The 19,319-nt window shown below is 55.5% G+C and carries 12 protein-coding genes; 10 read left to right on the plus strand and 2 right to left on the minus strand.

Annotated features, from left to right (window positions below; translation table 11 throughout):
• The first annotated feature begins 37 nt into the window (after positions 1–37).
• Positions 38–3,538: a DNA-directed RNA polymerase subunit beta gene (gene rpoB, locus ABD982_RS02390; protein ID WP_345445747.1), complete on the plus strand. Its 3,501-nt coding sequence runs from the start codon at positions 38–40 to the stop codon at positions 3,536–3,538.
• A gap of 72 nt (positions 3,539–3,610) precedes the next feature.
• Positions 3,611–7,504 carry a DNA-directed RNA polymerase subunit beta' gene (locus tag ABD982_RS02395; protein WP_345444273.1) on the plus strand — a complete coding sequence of 1,298 codons (3,894 nt, stop codon included), beginning with the start codon at positions 3,611–3,613 and terminating at the stop codon, positions 7,502–7,504.
• 73 nt (positions 7,505–7,577) lie between these two features.
• On the opposite strand, the gene ABD982_RS02400 is transcribed toward ABD982_RS02395, so the two are convergent.
• Positions 7,578–8,483 (minus strand): shikimate dehydrogenase, encoded by a 906-nt coding sequence (locus ABD982_RS02400; protein WP_345444275.1) that lies wholly within the window; start codon positions 8,481–8,483, stop codon positions 7,578–7,580.
• A gap of 690 nt (positions 8,484–9,173) precedes the next feature.
• On the opposite strand from ABD982_RS02400, the gene rpsL reads away from it, so the two are divergent.
• The 4 genes from rpsL (at position 9,174) to tuf (ending at position 13,592) form a co-directional block, all read left to right on the plus strand.
• Positions 9,174–9,548 (plus strand): 30S ribosomal protein S12, encoded by a 375-nt coding sequence (gene rpsL / locus ABD982_RS02405; protein ID WP_083090707.1) that lies wholly within the window; start codon positions 9,174–9,176, stop codon positions 9,546–9,548.
• A complete protein-coding gene (gene rpsG / locus ABD982_RS02410) occupies positions 9,548–10,018 on the plus strand; it encodes a 30S ribosomal protein S7 (protein WP_251379244.1) in 471 nt (156 codons plus the stop codon). Before rpsL ends, rpsG begins: the two co-directional genes overlap by 1 nt.
• A gap of 77 nt (positions 10,019–10,095) precedes the next feature.
• The gene (fusA, locus tag ABD982_RS02415; protein WP_251379243.1) at positions 10,096–12,210 is read left to right on the plus strand and encodes an elongation factor G; all 2,115 of its coding nucleotides are present in this window, start codon (positions 10,096–10,098) and stop codon (positions 12,208–12,210) included.
• Between the two features lie 191 nt (positions 12,211–12,401).
• A complete protein-coding gene (gene tuf / locus ABD982_RS02420; RefSeq protein ID WP_208887317.1) occupies positions 12,402–13,592 on the plus strand; it encodes an elongation factor Tu in 1,191 nt (396 codons plus the stop codon).
• Between the two features lie 180 nt (positions 13,593–13,772).
• Here the strand turns inward: tuf and ABD982_RS02425 are convergent, their stop codons facing one another.
• Entirely contained in the window at positions 13,773–16,811 is a 3,039-nt protein-coding gene (locus ABD982_RS02425; protein ID WP_345444284.1) for a hypothetical protein, read from the minus strand.
• 582 nt (positions 16,812–17,393) lie between these two features.
• On the opposite strand from ABD982_RS02425, the gene rpsJ reads away from it, so the two are divergent.
• The 4 genes from rpsJ to rplW are packed head-to-tail and all read left to right on the plus strand — an operon-like array spanning position 17,394 to position 19,308.
• Complete coding sequence (gene rpsJ / locus ABD982_RS02430) at positions 17,394–17,702, plus strand: 30S ribosomal protein S10 (protein WP_168614567.1); 309 nt, start codon at positions 17,394–17,396, stop codon at positions 17,700–17,702.
• 14 nt (positions 17,703–17,716) lie between these two features.
• Positions 17,717–18,373: a 50S ribosomal protein L3 gene (rplC, locus tag ABD982_RS02435; protein WP_237202277.1), complete on the plus strand. Its 657-nt coding sequence runs from the start codon at positions 17,717–17,719 to the stop codon at positions 18,371–18,373.
• A 6-nt stretch (positions 18,374–18,379) separates the two neighbouring features.
• On the plus strand, positions 18,380–19,003 hold the full coding sequence (rplD, locus tag ABD982_RS02440) for a 50S ribosomal protein L4 (protein WP_251379241.1): 624 nt from the start codon (positions 18,380–18,382) through the stop codon (positions 19,001–19,003).
• Positions 19,003–19,308, plus strand: a complete 306-nt coding sequence (gene rplW, locus ABD982_RS02445; RefSeq protein ID WP_237202275.1) for a 50S ribosomal protein L23 — start codon at positions 19,003–19,005, stop codon at positions 19,306–19,308. Before rplD ends, rplW begins: the two co-directional genes overlap by 1 nt.
• Positions 19,309–19,319: the final 11 nt, after the last annotated feature.

Genomic DNA, 19,319 nt, shown 5'->3' on the forward strand with positions numbered 1-19,319 from the left:
GGTACGAACAGACATGTCTGTGGAAGGATCCAATATCTTGGTCGCCTCGAGCACCTCACATACCGAAGCCGCTAACGGCGCAGATTCGCAGCGCCGAATCTCATTCGCAAAAATCGCGGAACCCCTGCAGGTCCCAAACCTGCTCGCTCTGCAGCTGGACAGCTTTGACCGCCTTGTAGGCAACGAACGCTGGCAAGAGAAGGTAGCAGTCGCCGAAGAAACGGGTGACGCCTCCGTCCCCCGCGTTTCCGGTCTGGCTGAAATCTTTGAAGAAATCTCACCGATTGAGGATTTCCAGGGCACCATGTCCCTGTCATTCTCAGAACCTGAATTCGCTGACCCCAAGTACACCATGGAAGAGTGTAAGGATCGCGATGCGACCTACTCAGCTCCGCTGTACGTCAAGGCCGAATTCATGAACAACAACACCGGCGAAATCAAACAGCAGACCGTGTTCATGGGCGATTTCCCGCTCATGACCGAGTCCGGCACCTTTGTCGTTAACGGCTCAGAGCGCGTTGTTGTTTCCCAGCTGGTGCGTTCACCCGGTGCTTACTTTGAAAAGACTCAGGACCGCACCTCCGATAAGGACATCTACTCGGCCCGTATCATCCCCTCACGTGGTGCATGGTTCGAGCTCGAAATTGATAAGCGTGACCAGGTTGGTGTGCGTCTAGACCGCCGCCGCAAGCAGTCCGTCACCACCCTGCTAAAGGCTATGGGCTGGAGCGAAGCTAAGATTCTCGCCGAGTTCGGCGAATTCGACTCCATCCGCGCCACCCTCGAGAAGGACACCGTTCAAACCCGTGAAGAGGCCCTACTTGATATCTACCGCAAGCTGCGCCCGGGCGAACCGCCCACGGTTGATGCTGCCCAGTCACTGCTGAACAACATGTACTTCACCCCCCGCCGCTACGACTTGGCAAAGGTCGGTCGTTACAAGATCAACCGCAAGCTGGGTATCGACACCCCCGTGAACGATCCATCAGCAGCAGTGCTGTCTCAGGACGACATCGCTGCGATGATTCGCTACCTGGTCACCTTGCACGCTGGTGGCAGCACCATCAAGGGTATTCGCGACGGTGAAGAAGTTGAGCTGCGCGTTGACGTGGATGACATCGACCACTTCGGTAACCGCCGTATCCGCGCGGTAGGCGAACTCATCGAGAACCAAATCCGCACCGGCCTGTCCCGTATGGAACGCGTTGTGCGTGAGCGTATGACTACCCAGGACGTTGAGGCAATTACCCCTCAGACCCTGATCAACATCCGCCCGGTTGTTGCCTCCATGAAGGAGTTCTTCGGCACTTCTCAGCTCTCGCAGTTCATGGACCAGAACAACCCGCTTGCTGGTCTGACTCACAAGCGTCGTCTGAATGCTCTGGGCCCCGGCGGTCTGTCCCGTGATCGTGCGGGCATGGAAGTCCGAGACGTCCACCCCTCCCACTACGGCCGCATGTGCCCCATCGAAACCCCTGAAGGCCCCAACATTGGTCTGATTGGCTCGCTGGCTACCTACGGTCGCATTAACACCTTCGGTTTCATCGAGACCCCCTACCGCATTGTGCGCCAGGGTAAGGTCACCGATGAGGTTAAGTACCTCACCGCTGATGATGAGAAGGGCAATACCATTGCTCAGGCGAATGCTCCCCTGAACCCCGATATGACCTTCGCTGAAGAGCAGGTTCTCTGCCGTGCCGGCGACGGCTCAGGCGAAGCGGTTCTGGTCGATGTAGCCCACATCGAATACATGGACGTTTCACCGCGTCAGATGGTTTCTGTGGCAACCGCACTGATTCCTTACCTGGAACACGATGACGCTAACCGTGCGCTCATGGGCGCCAACATGCAGCGTCAGGCTGTGCCCCTGCTGGAGTCTGAAGCTCCCGTCGTTGGTACCGGTATGGAACGCTACGCAGCTATTGACTCCGGTGACTCCGTCCTGGCTAAGAAGCCCGGTGTTGTCTCTGAGGTTTCCGCTGACCTGGTTGTTGTTCGTAACGATGACGGCACTACCAGCTCTTACCCCATCCTGAAGTTCCAGCGTTCAAACCCCGGTAACTGCTACAACCACCGCGTGGTTGTTAAGGTAGGCGACCGTGTTGAGACCCGCGGCCTCATCGCTGACGGCCCCTCAACTGATAAGGGTGAACTGGCGCTCGGTAAGAACCTGCTCGTGGCGTACATGTCATGGGAAGGTTTCAACTTTGAGGACGGTATCATCCTGTCCCAGCGCATGATCTCTGATGACGTGCTCACCTCAATTCACATTGAAGAGCACGAAATCGATGCCCGCGACACCAAGCTGGGCGCTGAAGAGATTACCCGCGACATCCCCAACGTCTCTGAGGAAGTACTGTCAGCTCTTGATGAGCGCGGCATTATCCACATTGGTGCTGAGGTCGAAGCCGGTGACATCCTGGTTGGCAAGGTCACCCCCAAGGGCGAGACCGAGCTGACTCCCGAAGAGCGCCTGCTGCGCGCTATCTTCGGCGAGAAGTCACGCGAAGTCCGCGATACCTCCCTGAAGGTTCCCCACGGTGAGTCAGGTACTGTTATCGGCGTGCGCATCTTTGACCGCGACACCGACGAAGATGATTTGCCTAGCGGTGTTAACCAGCTGGTACGCGTCTACGTTGCTCAGAAGCGCAAGATTACTGTTGGCGATAAGCTGGCAGGCCGCCACGGTAACAAGGGTGTTATTACCAAGATCCTTCCCGTTGAAGATATGCCCTTCATGGAAGACGGTACCCCCGTTGACATCATCCTTAACCCCCTCGGCGTCCCCGGTCGTATGAACATCGGTCAGGTACTCGAAGTTCACACCGGCTGGCTCGCTAAGCAGGGTTGGAAGATTGACGGCAACCCCGCCTGGCTCGACAAGCTGCATAACTTCCCCAAGGAAACCGGTCCCACCACCGTGGCAACCCCGGTCTTCGACGGCGCGGGCGAAGATGAACTCTTCGAACTGCTCGATCACGCTAACCCCAACCGTGACGGCGATCGTCTGATCAACCGTTCCGGTAAGGCACGCTTGCTCGATGGCCGTTCCGGTGAGCCCTTCCCCGAGCCCGTTTCCGTGGGTTACCAGTACATCTTGAAGCTGCACCACCTGGTGGACGACAAGATTCACGCACGCTCCACCGGCCCCTACTCCATGATTACCCAGCAGCCCCTGGGCGGTAAGGCTCAGTTCGGCGGTCAGCGCTTTGGTGAGATGGAAGTGTGGGCGCTTGAAGCCTATGGTGCTGCTTACACCCTGCAGGAAATCCTGACCGTGAAGTCCGATGACGTTCACGGTCGTGTGAAGGTCTACGAGGCGATCGTTAAGGGCGAGAACATCCCCGAACCCGGCGTCCCAGAGTCCTTCAAGGTTCTGATCAAGGAAATGCAGTCACTTTGCCTGAACGTTGAGGTTCTCTCAACTGACGGTAAGACCATCGAAATGCGCGATGTAGAAGATGAAGGCTTCCGGGCAGCAGGTGAGCTGGGTATTGACCTGTCTCACGCGGAACCCAACTCCGTAGAAGAGGTCTAAACCTTTGCAGGTTTACCCTCATCGTTGCCCAGAACTAAGACTTCATAACACTAGGAAAGAGATAAGGACCACATGTCCAACGAATCTTCACTTGGTTTGATGCGAATTGGCCTTGCGACCTCAGCAGATATTCTGAGCTGGTCGTACGGCGAGGTTAAGAAGCCCGAAACCATCAACTACCGAACCCTCAAGCCGGAGAAAGAAGGCCTCTTTGATGAGCGTATCTTCGGCCCCACCCGCGACTGGGAATGCTACTGCGGTAAGTACAAGCGTGTACGCTTCAAGGGCATTATCTGTGAACGCTGTGGTGTTGAGGTAACCCGCGCCAAGGTGCGCCGCGAGCGCATGGGTCACATTGAGCTTGCTGCTCCCGTGACTCACATCTGGTACTTCAAGGGCGTGCCCTCACGCCTGGGCTACCTGCTGGATCTGGCTCCGAAGGATCTTGAGAAGATCATTTACTTCGCCGCCTACATGATTACCGCTGTGGACGAGGACGCTCGCCACGAGGACCTGCCCAATCTTCAGGCCGCGCACGACCGCGACAAGAAGGTTCTGCAGGATCAGCTGGATGCCGACATCAACCTCATTGCCCGCGAAACCGAAGAGGAACTCGCTCGCGTTGAGGCTGAAGGCGGCAAGGCTGCCGAGAAGCGTAAGCTCCGTGATAGTGCTGAGCGTCAGATGGCGTCCGTTCGCAAGAACGCAGAACGCGAAATTGAGCAACTAGAGCGCGTCTGGGATCGCTTCAAGAACCTCAAGGTCGCTGACCTTGAAGGTGATGAGGCGCTCTACCGTGGCATGGTCGATAAGTACGGTATGTACTTTGAAGGCTCCATGGGTGCTGAGGCGATTAAGAAGCGTCTTGAGACCTTCGATATGGAGGCCGAAGCTGAGTCTCTGAAGGACACCATTCAGACCGGTAAGGGCCAGCGTAAGACCCGCGCCCTGAAGCGTCTGAAGGTTGTTAACGCCTTCCTGACCACTGATAACTCACCGCTGGGCATGGTCCTGGATCACGTCCCTGTGATTCCGCCAGAACTGCGCCCCATGGTGCAGCTGGACGGTGGCCGCTTTGCGACTTCCGACCTCAATGACCTTTACCGTCGTGTGATCAACCGTAACAACCGTCTGAAGCGTCTGCTGGAACTCGGTGCCCCCGAGATCATCGTGAACAACGAAAAGCGCATGTTGCAGGAAGCTGTTGACTCCCTGTTTGACAACGGCCGTCGCGGTCGCCCTGTCACTGGCCCCGGTAACCGTCCTCTTAAGTCCCTTTCAGACATGCTGAAGGGTAAGCAGGGTCGTTTCCGCCAGAACCTTCTGGGTAAGCGCGTTGACTACTCGGGTCGATCCGTTATTGTTGGTGGCCCCACCCTGGAAATGCACCAGTGTGGTCTACCCAAACAGATGGCGCTTGAGCTCTTCAAGCCCTTTGTGATGAAGCGTCTGGTTGATCTCAACCACGCTCAGAACATCAAGAGCGCTAAGCGCATGGTAGAGCGTTTCCGCCCCCAGGTGTGGGACGTTCTCGAAGAGGTCATCACCGAGCACCCCGTGCTTTTGAACCGCGCACCTACCCTGCACCGTCTGGGTATCCAGGCCTTCGAACCCCAGCTGGTTGAAGGTAAGGCTATCCAGCTGCACCCGCTCGTATGTTCAGCATTCAACGCTGACTTCGACGGCGACCAGATGGCAGTTCATCTGCCGCTGTCACCCGAAGCGCAGGCTGAAGCTCGCATTCTGATGCTGTCCTCTAACAACATCCTGAAGCCCTCAGACGGCCGCCCCGTTGCGGTACCTGACCAGGATATGATCATCGGTCTTTTCCACCTCACCACTGCACGTGAAGGTGAAAAGAACGAAGGTCGCCTGTTCTCGTCTTACGCTGAAGCGATTATGGCGATGGACCGTCACGAGATTGAGCTCTACACCAAGGTCAAGATTATTCTTGATGACTTCGTACCATACGAGGGCTTTGAGGCTCCTGAAGGTTACGAGGCAGGTCAGCCCGTTCTCGTTGAAACCACCGTCGGCCAGGTTATCTTCAACCAGGCTCTGCCCGCCGATTACCCCTGGTACACCGGTATTGCAGACAAGAAGTCGCTGGGTGCACTGATCAACGATCTTGCTGAGAAGTACCCCATGTACGTAGTAGCCCGTTCACTGGATAACCTGAAGAACACCGGCTTCTACTACGCCTCACGCTCAGGGGTGACCGTTGCTGTTTCTGACATCGCAGCGCCCCCCACCAAGCCCGCCATTATGGAAGGCTACGAGAAGCAGGCAGCTGACATCGAATCCCAGTTCGAGATGGGTCTGATTGACGACGTTGAGCGTCGTACCGAGCTTATCGACATCTGGACCAAGGCAACCGATGAGGTTGCTGAGGCTATGAAGGAAAACCTGGCTGAGAAGAACACCACCATCAACCGCATGGTCACCTCGGGTGCACGTGGTAACTGGATGCAGGTTCGTCAGATTGCCGGTATCCGTGGTCTGGTGTCTAACCCCAAGGGTGAAATCATGCCCCGCCCGATTAAGTCTTCTTACCGCGAAGGCCTATCGGTTCTGGAGTACTTCATCGCAACCCACGGTGCACGTAAGGGTCTGGCCGATACCGCGTTGCGTACCGCTAACTCGGGTTACCTAACCCGCCGTCTGGTGGACGTTTCTCAGGATGTCATCGTGCGCGAAGACAACTGTGGCACCCGCCGCGGTCTGACTCTACCTCTTACCCAGGTGGACGAGCACACCGGCGCCGTTTCCTTGCACGAGAACGTTGAGTCTTCAATCCACGGCCGCGCTTTGGCTGTTGACGTGAAGGCTGAAGACGGCACCGTCTTGGCGGCTGCCGGCGCTGACGTGTCAGATATCGTCATTGATGATCTCTACAAGGCTGGCATTCAGGAAGTTAAGGTCCGCTCGGTCCTGACCTGTGAATCAGCTGTTGGTGTCTGTGCACTCTGCTACGGCCGTTCTATGGCATCAGGTAACCTGGTCGATATTGGTGAGGCTGTCGGTATTATCGCTGCTCAGTCCATCGGCGAACCCGGTACCCAGCTAACCATGCGTACCTTCCACACCGGTGGTGTCGCATCAGCGGACGATATTACCCAGGGTCTGCCCCGTATTCAGGAACTCTTCGAAGCACGTACCCCCAAGGGCGTAGCTCCGATTTCAGAGGTCACCGGTCGCGTGTCGATTGAGGACACCGAGAAGTCACTGAAGGTCGTCATCACTCCGGATAACGGAGATGAGCCCATCGCCTACCCCGTCCTACGTCGTGCCCGCCTCAACGTTACTGAAGGCGATCACATCGAGGTCGGCGAGCAGCTCGTTGCCGGTGCTGTTGACCCCAAGGAGGTGCTGCGTATTCGTGGTCCTCGTGAGGCTCAGAAGCACCTGGTGGATGAGGTTCAGGGCGTCTACCGTTCACAGGGTGTAGGCATTCACGATAAGCACGTTGAGGTTATCGTCCGCCAGATGCTGCGCCGTATTACCGTGATTGATTCCGGTGATACCGCACTGCTACCCGGTGAATTGGTTGAGAACATTGCCTTCCAGCGCGCTAACCGCGCTGCTCTGGCTGAGGGTAAGCGTCCTGCTGCAGGCCGCCCCGAGATGATGGGTATCACCAAGGCGTCACTGGCAACCGAGTCCTGGCTGTCAGCTGCTTCCTTCCAGGAAACCACCCGAGTTCTGACTCAGGCGGCTATGGAAGGTAAGTCTGACCCGCTGGTTGGCCTTAAGGAAAACGTCATCATTGGTAAGCTGATCCCCGCCGGTACCGGCCTCGCTCGTTACAACGATATCGAGGTTGAACCCACCGACGAGGCTCGCGAAGCGATGTTTGCGCAGACCGCGACCCCCTATAACGATTTCAGCTACGCCGAGACCAACGAGGGTGCTATTAGCCCCGAGTTCCAGGCGATTCCGCTGGATGACTACGAGTTCGGTAAGTAAACCGTTCTTGAGCCGTTAGGCTAAGCCAAAGGGCGCTTTCTCACTCTTCGTGGGAAAGCGCCCTTTGCTGTCCTCAAAAACTATGAGGGAGCTCATTGCCGGTTTCTTGTAGGAAGAAACGGTGGAGTTCTGGAACATCGGGGCGTTGGCCGGTAATGAGCGTGAAGGCATCTACGGCTTGGCCTACCGCCATGAGGCCGCCGGGTAGGGTGCGCGCCCCGAGTGCGCGGGCTGCGGTGATCAGAGGAGTGTCCTGGGGCAGGTAGATAACGTCGGCAACCCACAGGTCAGCGCGTAGGAGCGAGAGGTCTATGGGAGCGCCGGGGTGGTGGTGCATACCGATGGGGGTAGCATTCACCAGACCACGGGAAGACGCCAGCGCGGAAGCTAGCTGCTTTGGCTCTAACGCCACGACTTTTTGGGAGGGGAAGAGGTCTTGTAGCGTGCTGGCCCGCGCTTGGGCTTGTTGAACTGAAATATCGAAGAGGAAGAGCGTTTTGACTCCGCGACTCAGCAGGGCGTAAGCAGTGGCAGAGCCAGCGCCACCGGCACCCAACTGGAGCACCGTATCTAGGTCCTCAGGTGCTAGTGCTAGCCCGCTGTCTACAGCGAAAGAAAAGCCTGAGTAATCGGTGTTGTAGCCTACCGTTGCGCCGTCTTCGATCACTACCGTATTGACCGCGCCGAGTTGTAGAGCATGTTCAGATACCTGATCGAGGTGTTGCATAATGAGCTGCTTGCAGGGGTAAGTAATGTTGAAAGCGTTATAACCCAGGGCCAGCCCGTAGCTCAAGAGAGTGCCGCAGTCATCGGCAGTGAAGGCTCGTTGATGAGGGCCCAGGGCATCAATGTCCAGGGGGCGATAAAGGTAACGGATTCCTAATTGGTCAGCAGCCATCTCGTGCATCGGGGGAGTGAGAGAGGCATTGATGCCGCTGCCCAGGAGGCCCACTAAAAACGATTCATCAATCCTGCTCACAGCATCCTTCTTTCCGGCCCAATAACTGCCCTGACTCCCAGGCTAGACAGAGAGGTACCGGGGCACAAACCGGCGTCCTAATCAGCGGACGACTCCCGGGTCATCTTGGTGCAGGGCTACGAGCATGGACGCTGGGGCACGGTCACTGCTGATAATGACCCTGGTACCTGCTTCAAGTGGAAGCGTCACCTGGCGCCTCAAGCCATCACCTACTGCGACGCAGGGTCTACCTACGTGCCTGACATCACCTGTTTTGAGGGATTAAAGGCTTAAATAGTCGGTTATCGGGGTGGATTAAAACCATGGTAACCGGCTATAGTTCTATGTGGAGTACTTAGCTAGCTCTTCCCAGCTGGCATCGTACGGAATACCAATGGCAGAACGGACACCGTCCTTTGGCCTTGTTCGCCCCAACTTTTGTTGGTCAGCGATCTTGAGGCCTAAATGCCATTTTTCGTCATGTCTGGGTAAAAACAGCTAAGTCAATGTGATTCTTTTGCGCGTTATATAAAAGCTCGCCCAATACAGCACGTGTTGTGCAGGTGAAACCGCAGGAGCAACACCTTTTCCACCTGGAGGAGATGTTGTTCAAACAGCATCACCTGCAAATACTTGAGGGGCTAGAGTCTAGCCGCAAGATACAGTAACCGGTCGCACCTAGCGGAGCGACCGAAACCAAACGGAGAACAAGTGCCTACAATTCAGCAGTTGGTCCGTAAGGGCCGTGCACCCAAGGTCGTAAAGACCAAGGCGCCCGCACTTAAGGGCAACCCCATGAAGCGTGGCGTATGCACCCGTGTATACACCACCACCCCCAAGAAGCCGAACTCAGCACTGCGTAAGGTCGCACGTGTTAAGCTCAACGGCGGCGTAGAAGTAACGGCTTACATCCCCGGTGAAGGTCACAACCTTCAGGAACACTCCATCGTGCTCGTGCGCGGTGGCCGTGTGAAGGACCTCCCCGGTGTTCGTTACAAGATCGTTCGTGGCGCACTGGATACCCAGGGCGTTAAGGGCCGCGGTCAGGCTCGTTCACGCTACGGCGCAAAGAAGGAGAAGAAGTAATGCCTCGTAAGGGTCCCGCTCCTAAGCGTCCCCTCGTAAACGATCCCGTTTACGGTTCACCGCTGGTTACCCAGCTCATCAACAAGGTTCTGCTGGACGGCAAGAAGTCAACCGCTGAGCGCATCGTTTACGGTGCACTTGAGGGTGTTGCTGCCAAGTCCGGTGAAGACCCCGTTGCAACTCTCAAGAAGGCTATGGACAACATCAAGCCTGCTCTTGAGGTTCGCTCACGCCGCGTCGGTGGCGCAACCTACCAGGTTCCCGTAGAAGTTCGCCCGGGCCGTTCAACTGCCCTAGCACTCCGCTGGCTCGTAGGTTTCTCAAAGCTTCGCCGCGAGAAGACCATGACCGAGCGTCTCATGAACGAGATCCTGGATGCATCTAACGGTCTCGGTGCCGCTGTGAAGCGTCGCGAAGACACTCACAAGATGGCCGAGTCCAACAAGGCCTTCGCACACTACCGCTGGTAATTTCTTCGCAGCCTGCCGACCTTTTGCACTCCGTGTAAGGTGGCAGGCTTTCGAAGTTTCTCACAAGGGAGAACAAAGTGGCACTAGACGTGCTTACCGACCTGAACAAGGTCCGCAACATCGGTATTATGGCGCACATTGACGCCGGTAAAACCACCACCACCGAACGCATCCTCTTCTACACCGGTATTAATCACAAAATCGGTGAAACCCACGACGGTGCGTCAACCATGGACTGGATGGCTCAGGAACAGGAACGCGGTATCACCATTACCTCCGCGGCTACCACCTGCTTCTGGAAAGACAACCAGATCAACATCATCGACACCCCCGGCCACGTTGACTTCACCGTTGAGGTTGAGCGTTCACTGCGCGTCCTCGATGGCGCTGTTGCAGTCTTCGACGGCAAGGAAGGCGTTGAGCCCCAGTCTGAGACCGTTTGGCGTCAGGCTGACAAGTACGAAGTTCCCCGCATCTGCTTCGTCAACAAGATGGACAAGCTGGGCGCTGACTTCTACTTCACCGTAGATACCATCATCAAGCGTCTTGGTGCCACCCCCCTCGTGATGCAGCTGCCCATCGGCGCTGAAAACGACTTCATCGGTGTCGTAGACCTGCTCACCATGCAGGCTTACGTATGGCCCGGCGATGCCAAGGGTGACGTAACCATGGGCGCTTCCTACGAGATCCAGGAAATCCCTGCTGACCTCAAGGAAAAGGCTGAAGAGTACCGTTCGCAGCTCGTTGAGTCTGTTGCAGAGACTTCAGACGAGCTGATGAACAAATACCTCGAAGGTGAAGAAATCACCATTGAGGAAATCAAGGCTGGCGTACGCAAGCTGACCGTGAACAACGAGGCTTACCCCGTTTTCTGTGGTTCAGCATTCAAGAACCGCGGTGTGCAGCCTATGCTTGACGCTGTTCTGGATTACCTGCCCACCCCCCTTGACGTTCCCGCAATGGTTGGTCACAAGCCCAACGATGAAGAAGTTGAACTGACCCGCACCCCCTCAGCTGATGAGCCTTTCGCAGCTCTGGCGTTCAAGGTTGCAGCTCACCCCTTCTACGGCCAGCTAACCTACATCCGCGTTTACTCGGGTAAGGCTTCATCAGGCCAGCAGGTTCTCAACTCAACTAAGGGCAAGAAAGAGCGCATCGGTAAGCTCTTCCAGATGCACTCCAACAAGGAGAACCCGGTTGATGAGATTCAGGCAGGTCACATCTACGCAGCGATTGGTCTGAAGGACACCACCACCGGTGACACCCTCTGTGATATCGCTAACCCCATCGTCCTTGAGTCGATGACTTTCCCCGCTCCCGTGATCTTCGTGGCAATTGAACCCAAGACCAAGGGTGACCAGGAAAAGATGTCAACCGCGATCCAGAAGCTTTCTGCAGAGGATCCCACCTTCACCGTTTCACTCAACGAAGAAACCGGCCAGACCGAAATCGGTGGCATGGGCGAGCTTCACCTCGACATCATCGTTGACCGTATGAAGCGTGAATTCAAGGTTGAGGCTAACGTTGGTAAGCCTCAGGTTGCTTACCGCGAGACCATCCGCAAGGCTGTTGATAAGGTGGATTACACCCACAAGAAGCAGACCGGTGGTTCAGGTCAGTTCGCTAAGGTTCAGGTTTCCTTCGAGCCCATCCCCCTCGATTCAGAAGAACTCTACGAGTTCAGCAACGCCGTCACCGGTGGTCGTGTTCCCCGTGAATACATCCCCTCTGTTGACGCCGGTATCCAGGACGCAATGCAGCTCGGTATCCTCGCTGGCTACCCCGTTGTTGGTGTGAAGGCAACCCTGATCGATGGTGCTTACCACGATGTTGACTCGTCAGAAATGGCGTTCAAAATCGCAGGCTCAATGGTCTTCAAGGAAGGCGCACGCCGCGCTAACCCGGTTCTGCTTGAACCGCTGATGGCTGTTGAAGTTCGTACCCCGGAAGAGTACATGGGCGACGTTATCGGCGACCTCAACTCACGCCGCGGTCAGATCCAGTCAATGGAAGACGCAGCAGGTGTCAAGATCGTTCACGCTCTTGTTCCGCTGTCAGAAATGTTCGGTTACATCGGTGACCTCCGTTCAAAGACCCAGGGTCGCGCTGTGTTCTCCATGGAGTTCGACAGCTACTCAGAGGTTCCCAAGAACGTTGCTGATGAAATCATCCAGAAGAGCCGCGGCGAGTAATTTCGTCCCCGCGTAACTCACCGCAAGTGAGTCGCACCTCTTTTTGAAAAAACCATATCCGTGAAACCGTTCTAGGGTTTCAACTCACCGGCGTTATCCGCTATTGTGGTAGCTAGACCGCTTTTTGGCGGATTGCGCCGGTGTGAAACCCGAGTGCACGTTTTCATAACTTCTCTATAGGAGGAATACTCTTGGCTAAGGCTAAGTTCGAGCGCTCCAAGCCTCACGTAAACGTTGGTACCATTGGTCACGTTGACCACGGTAAGACCACCCTGACCGCTGCAATCTCAAAGGTTCTTGCTGACAAGTACCCCGATCTGAACGAGCAGCGCGACTTCGGTGCTATCGACTCCGCTCCCGAAGAGCGCCAGCGCGGTATTACCATCAACATTGCTCACATCGAGTACCAGACCGAGAAGCGTCACTACGCACACGTTGACGCTCCCGGCCACGCTGACTATGTCAAGAACATGATCACCGGTGCTGCTCAGATGGACGGCGCAATCCTCGTTGTTGCTGCTACCGACGGCCCCATGGCTCAGACCCGCGAGCACGTTCTGCTGGCTCGCCAGGTTGGCGTTCCCACCCTGCTTGTTGCACTCAACAAGTCAGACATGGTTGACGACGAAGAACTCCTCGACCTCGTTGAAATGGAAGTTCGTGAACTTCTTTCATCACAGGAATTCGACGGCGACGAAGCTCCCGTAGTTCGCGTTTCAGCTCTCAAGGCTCTTGAAGGCGACGCTGAGTGGGTTGCTAAGGTTGAGGAACTCATGGACGCAGTCGATGAGTACATCCCGGACCCCGTCCGCGATAAGGACAAGCCCTTCCTCATGCCCATCGAGGACGTCTTCACCATCACCGGTCGCGGTACCGTTGTTACCGGCCGTGCAGAGCGCGGTACCCTCAAGATCAACTCTGAAGTTGAAATCGTTGGTATCCGTCCCATCCAGAAGACCACCGTTACCGGTATCGAGATGTTCCACAAGCAGCTCGACGAAGCATGGGCAGGCGAAAACTGTGGCCTTCTGCTCCGCGGTCTGAAGCGCGATGACGTAGAGCGTGGCCAGGTTGTTGTAGCTCCCGGCTCCATCACCCCCCACACCCAGTTCGAGGCTAACGTTTACATCCTTTCCAAGGATGAAGGCGGCCGCCACAACCCCTTCTACTCGAACTACCGTCCTCAGTTCTACTTCCGTACCACTGACGTAACCGGCGTTATCACCCTCCCCGAGGGCACCGAAATGGTTATGCCTGGCGACAACACCGAGATGACCGTTGAGCTCATCCAGGAAATCGCTATGGAAGAGGGCCTCGGCTTCGCAATCCGCGAAGGCGGCCGCACCGTTGGTTCAGGTCGCGTTACCAAGATCATCAAGTAAGTACTGCTTACCTGATGTTCTAACCAGGCTTTGACCTCGGTAACGAACCCATGCAGAGGGCCCCCGGCATTGCCGGGGGCCCTCTGCTATACCCAAAAGAAACCGTCCAGCCTGAAAGCTAACTAGCCCGATAGAGAGCCGGTCCTAGAGCGTCGGGTAGCCAAGGAGACTTATTGCCTTTTAGGGTGTATGGTCTGGTTTCTGCCAGGCTGGGATTGATGTTTGTTGGGTTCCGCTAGGGTTGCTTCCTGTAGCCGGTGGCGCAGTTGGCTGGGAGTCACAAGGCCGGCGGGGCAGGTGGGGTTGTGTTTGTATAGTTTCATCGCGGGCTAGTAGACGCCAGATAACTAAGCCAATGAGGGCGAAGCCCAGGATGAAGAGCGAGAAGATGTTGAGTCCACCGACGATGTAGAGAATCTGGTAGGACAGCATAGCCACTACAAGAATCACCAGGATCTTACGTTTCAGGAGTACTGTAGCGACGAGTAGCACCAGGGTGACTAGCACGATGATGAGCCGGTCGCTCCAGGGAAGAGACCAGCCAGCCACCGTCAAATAGAGGGTACCAAAGGCTTGTATCCCAAGAGCAATACTGTAGAGAATCAGGGAGGGTTTCTGTCTCCTAATGATGCTGAAGACGAGGAGCAGGCTGAAGCTGAAAACTAGGGCCTGTGAGAAATAGAGGAAAGCTTCCCGCATCTCGTTCTCTACGAGAATACGGAACATGAGGAGGTTGATACCCACTAGAGGTGGGTAGAGGCGCTTCTGCGGAGCTACCTGGACCCACCAACCTGCAGTAAGAATCAGGATGGCAAGGCAGGAGAGGGCTAGAGGTTCTGCCCATACCGGGTGTAAGAGATAGACGTGGGTAAGGGCAAGACCTGTTCGGGCAGTGGTGACGTTATAGGCGTATCCCCAACGACCCAAATAGTCCTCCTGGTTGGGGTTACTGACATGTGCCGGTTGAGTCGAGGCACTGAGAGCAGCCCAGGTTTTACTCCCGGCAAGACTCAGCATTCCCAGGAGCAAGAGACTCAGCGCGTCCGAAAGCCTCAAGCTGCCGGCAAGAAGAGGATAGCCCAGAAGAGTGAGGGCACCGGCGGCAAGCGCTACCTGTAACGCAGATACCGCCGGACGACGTGACGCAATCTGCCAGAGAAGGGCTAAACCGGTAAGAAGCAGAGCACCGAGGAGGGCTGCGACCCTGATGTCTGTTCGGATAAGGGGGAGCGCAGCTAGAAGAGCTATCCAGCCAAATACAAGACCGGTGATGAGTTCTGTGCCGGCTGATCTACTGAGCTGGTGGAATCGGATGAGCAGAAGAGAACAAGCAGAGAGCAGGGCCGTCAAGAAGGTGATGATGAGGGCGGTATGGAGAGAGAACAGTGAGCTAGTAATCGTTAGCTGGACAGCAGCCCACAGTAGGTAAAGGCGAATCAAGATACCTAGGTGGCTGAAAGTTCTGGGGCTGGCCTTCCAGAAGATTGCTAGCGTACCCAGCAACAGCGCTGCATACACCAAATAGTCCCGGTGGCTCATTAGAACCGCTGGCGCGGTGATAAGGATGAGACTAACTGAAACGTAGAGAGCCGTAAGGAGCAGGTAGGGGGTTTGCAGGGGCGAATGAGTATATATCTGGCCTGAAACTGGGGCTTTCTGATGAATCGGTCTGGCATCAAGAGCCCGATAGGTGCGGTCAAGTGTCAAAAGTGCCCCGGCAATACTTAGTCCAAGATAAGAAGCAATGCCGACGGATAAAGCGCTGTACTCGATACTTCCAGAGATGACCCGGTACCTGTAGGCAGCATCAACACCTATAGATAGGAGTACTGGGGTAATAACACCCGATGCTAGCAGAATGATAGCTGAGAACAACCGTGCGTTGGAGGGAGTTTCTGCCGTCCTGGGGGTTGCCAGCTCACTATAGAGATAGCAAAATGCACCGGATAGACCTAAAAATAATAGAGCCCAATAACTGTGGGAGTCTGCGATCTGCACGAGCAGTAGAAGTAGAGCGGGGAGAGCTAAACCGCCTGCAACACCAGGCAACTGTGCCCCGTGACTGAGGGGCTTAGGCATGACGTGCAGTGCTGCTAGGCCAAGAAGTAGAACTACTAATGGAATCGTGGGTAGAGCAAGAAAACCTAGGATTCCCACGATGAAGGCTAAAGCTGGGGTATGAGTTTTTAGACGGCTTCTGACTGCGACCCCTAAGGCTGCCACATTAAGGGTGACCAGCAGAGAAAGAACCAGAGTGGCTCCCACACCGCCGGAAGAGCTGCCGAATAAGGCGGGTTCCGCGTGAGCATCCACCATTATCGCTGCAACAGAGAAAATCACGGGAGGCTGGGCTAGACACCAGGTCGCCATAAGATCTTTAGAAGGCGCCCAAGGTAGAGCCGGCAAATTGACCAAGCCTAAGATAAAACAAGATATCAGCGACAGAATCGCAGTTGGGAGCAGAACATATACATAGTTATTCAAGTACTCACAAAGCCAGAGCGTGAAGTAAAGAGTAGCCAGCAGCGAATAGACGCGGGCCTGCACATAGAAGTAAAAACTTCGATCCAGAGCAACAAAAGTAACCGTGTAGAGGGTACCGAGCACAAAGATGAGTGCCGTTTCCCAAAAATGCAACCGTGTTCCTATCATCATCGAAGCAAACATGGTGACCGGGACAAAGACGCGGGCAGAATCGTTGATTCCGCGAGTAAGCTGCACAGGTAACTGTGCTGATGCGAATCGTTGTATAAGGGCCAGAGCTGTTGCGAGCAGCAAAAGAGACACAAAGTACCAGATCAGCCCCACCTGCATTGTCTTAGAGACAGCAAGTACATCGGAGACTATGAAGGCAACTGCCAGGTAAATCATGACCCGTGCTTTCATGAGAGCCAGGGCTCCCAAGACGGCTGCGGTGCCTATCAGTGATACCAGTAGCCAGAGTAAAGCCCCGGAAAGGGGCCACATCAGGTGATAAACGGCAAGACCGCACAGGGGAATGAGTGCCAACCCCGTCGCCGTAAAAGAGTAGGACGCCAGGCGTAGTTTTGGAATCCACCGGTAGCTGACCAAACCCGCGACGTAGACGAGTAAGGTGAGTGCGCATAGAAGAACACCCTGCATAGGAGCCGTTGCTACTGAGCTCACTAAAAGGGAGGAAGCGCTGATAATGAGAAGGCTACCCAGGTAAAGGCCGAGATTTAGGAAGATATTTTCCAAGGCTCGCCGGTCCTGTCGCGGCGGGTGAAGCGATACCGGCGGATTTACTCTGGTAGCCAGCACTGAAGCAGGCGGATCCCACGGGTTTGATGGGTATTGAGGTGGGGGAGATGGCAGGCTCATATTTTTCATGCTAGACCAGTCAGACTAAGATCCTTTGACGCCTTCCCGTATGTTAAGAGCGGGGGTACTGTTCAGAGCTCACCGAGGGGCTCATGTGAGAGCTAGCACTAATCAATTCTGGGGGTTGCAAGTGATACCTGAGCCTGTAGAATAGAAGACGTTGTTCAAGCGCTTACCGCTTTAAGCAGGCTATGAATCGTTCAAGATTCTGGATTCTAGAGTAAGCCCAAATATGACCCAATCGATCAGTTCAAGGGCTGTGAAGCGCAAATTCATCACAAAGTACGCGACACGCCCGAGTTCGGGGGTCGGTGCCTCAGCAGGGTGAGGAACCCGGTTTTACCGGATTCAGTCTGTTCGAGGTGATGCAAGAGAAGCTATGAGTTTCTTAACCTAAAGCATCACATAAAGGAGCAACCGCTCCGTTACAGGGAAGTAGACAGAAAGAGAGTCCGACAGATGGCGGGACAGAAAATCCGCATCCGTCTGAAGTCATATGACCACGAGGTCATTGATTCATCAGCACGGAAAATCGTTGAGACAGTAACTCGTGCAGGTGCGACGGTAGTTGGCCCGGTGCCGCTGCCCACCGAAAAGAACGTATACGTTGTTATCCGTTCACCTCACAAGTACAAGGACAGCCGCGAGCACTTTGAAATGCGCACGCACAAGCGTCTGATCGACGTTGTTGATCCGACCCCTAAGGCTGTTGATGCCCTCATGCGTCTAGACCTTCCGGCAGACGTAAACATCGAAATCAAGCTGTAGAGGATCGCATCTAAATGACTAACAAGATCGAGCGCCAGGTTAAGGGCCTGCTAGGCACCAAGCTTGGTATGACCCAGATTTGGGATGAAAACGGCAAGTTCGTGCCCGTTACTGTCGTCAAGGCCGATTCGAACGTTGTTACCCAGCTCCGCAACGCTGAAACCGATGGCTACGAAGCTATCCAGATCGGTTTCGGTTCCATCGAAGCTCGCAAGGTAACCAAGCCTCTGGCAGGCCACTTCGAGAAGGCAGGCGTAACTCCTCGCCGTCACCTCGTTGAACTCCGCACCTCAGACGCAGCTGAATACTCACTCGGTCAGGAACTGACCGTTGAGCTCTTCGAAGCTGGCCAGAAGGTTGACGTAGTTGGCAAGACCAAGGGTAAAGGCTTTGCCGGTGTAATGAAGCGTCACGGCTTCTCAGGTGTCGGTGCATCACACGGTGCCCACAAGAACCACCGTAAGCCCGGTTCAATCGGTGGCGCATCCTACCCCGCACGCGTGTTCAAGGGTATGCGCATGGCAGGCCGTATGGGCGCTGCACGCCACACCACCATGAACCTGACCATTCAGGGTGTCGACGCAGAAAACAACGTTCTTCTGATCAAGGGTGCTATCCCCGGTCCTAAGGGCGGCGTTGTTCTGGTTCGCACCGCTGTGAAGGGAGCCTAATACATCATGGCTGTCAAGACCGTAAAGGTAGACCTGCCCGCAGATATTTTTGACGCGCAGGCATCAGTACCCCTCCTTCACCAGGTTGTCGTAGCTCAGCTCGCTGCAGCACGTCAGGGTACCCACAAGACCAAAAACCGCGGCGAAGTTTCCGGTGCAGGTCGTAAGCCCTTCAAGCAGAAGGGCACTGGCCGCGCACGTCAGGGCTCAATCCGCGCACCGCACATGACCGGTGGCGGCGTTGTACACGGCCCGACCCCGCGTAACTACGCACAGCGTACCCCCAAGAAGATGATTGCAGCTGCACTGCGCGGCGCTCTCTCGGATCGCGCTCGTCACGACCGCATCCACGTTGTCGAAACCCTAGTTGATGGCACCAAGCCCTCCACCAAGGCAGCACTGGCAGCAATTGCAGAGATCACCAGCCGCAAGAACGCTCTGATTGTTATCGACCGCAAGGACGACGTTTCAGCGCTGTCAGCACGCAACCTTGAGAACGTTCACGTCCTCTACGCAGATCAGCTGAACACCTACGATGTTCTGATCTCAGATGACGTAATCTTCACCAAGGACGCATTCGACGTATTCGTCGCTGTTGCATCTAAGGCAAAGAAAGAGGCTGCTAACTAATGACTGTCTCCAACTTCAAAGACCCCCGCGACGTGATCATTGCTCCCGTCGTTTCGGAAAAGAGCTACGGTCAGCTCGATGAAGGTAAGTACACCTTCCTCGTAGACCCCCGCTCAAACAAGCTGGAAATCAAGCAGGCCATCGAAAGCATTTTCGATGTCAAGGTTGCTTCCATCAACACCGCTAACCGTCAGGGCAAGCGTACGCGCACCCGTTTCGGTTGGGGTGCTCGTAAAGACACCAAGCGTGCGATTGTAACCCTCAAGGAAGGTTCAATCGACCTCTTCGGCGGTCCGGCAGCATAAGCAGCCGGAGA

The sequence above is a fragment of the Rothia endophytica genome (assembly GCF_039543885.1).
GTDB lineage: Bacteria > Actinomycetota > Actinomycetes > Actinomycetales > Micrococcaceae > Rothia > Rothia endophytica.

Bases quoted from the DNA above. Each gene is read 5' to 3' on its own strand.
- rplW (WP_237202275.1), top strand. From the start codon at position 19,003: ATGACTGTCTCCAACTTCAAAGACCCCCGCGACGTGATCATTGCTCCC.
- rpsG (WP_251379244.1), top strand. From the start codon at position 9,548: ATGCCTCGTAAGGGTCCCGCTCCTAAGCGTCCCCTCGTAAACGATCCC.
- rplD (WP_251379241.1), top strand. From the start codon at position 18,380: ATGGCTGTCAAGACCGTAAAGGTAGACCTGCCCGCAGATATTTTTGAC.
- ABD982_RS02395 (WP_345444273.1), top strand. From the start codon at position 3,611: ATGTCCAACGAATCTTCACTTGGTTTGATGCGAATTGGCCTTGCGACC.
- rplC (WP_237202277.1), top strand. From the start codon at position 17,717: ATGACTAACAAGATCGAGCGCCAGGTTAAGGGCCTGCTAGGCACCAAG.
- rpsJ (WP_168614567.1), top strand. From the start codon at position 17,394: ATGGCGGGACAGAAAATCCGCATCCGTCTGAAGTCATATGACCACGAG.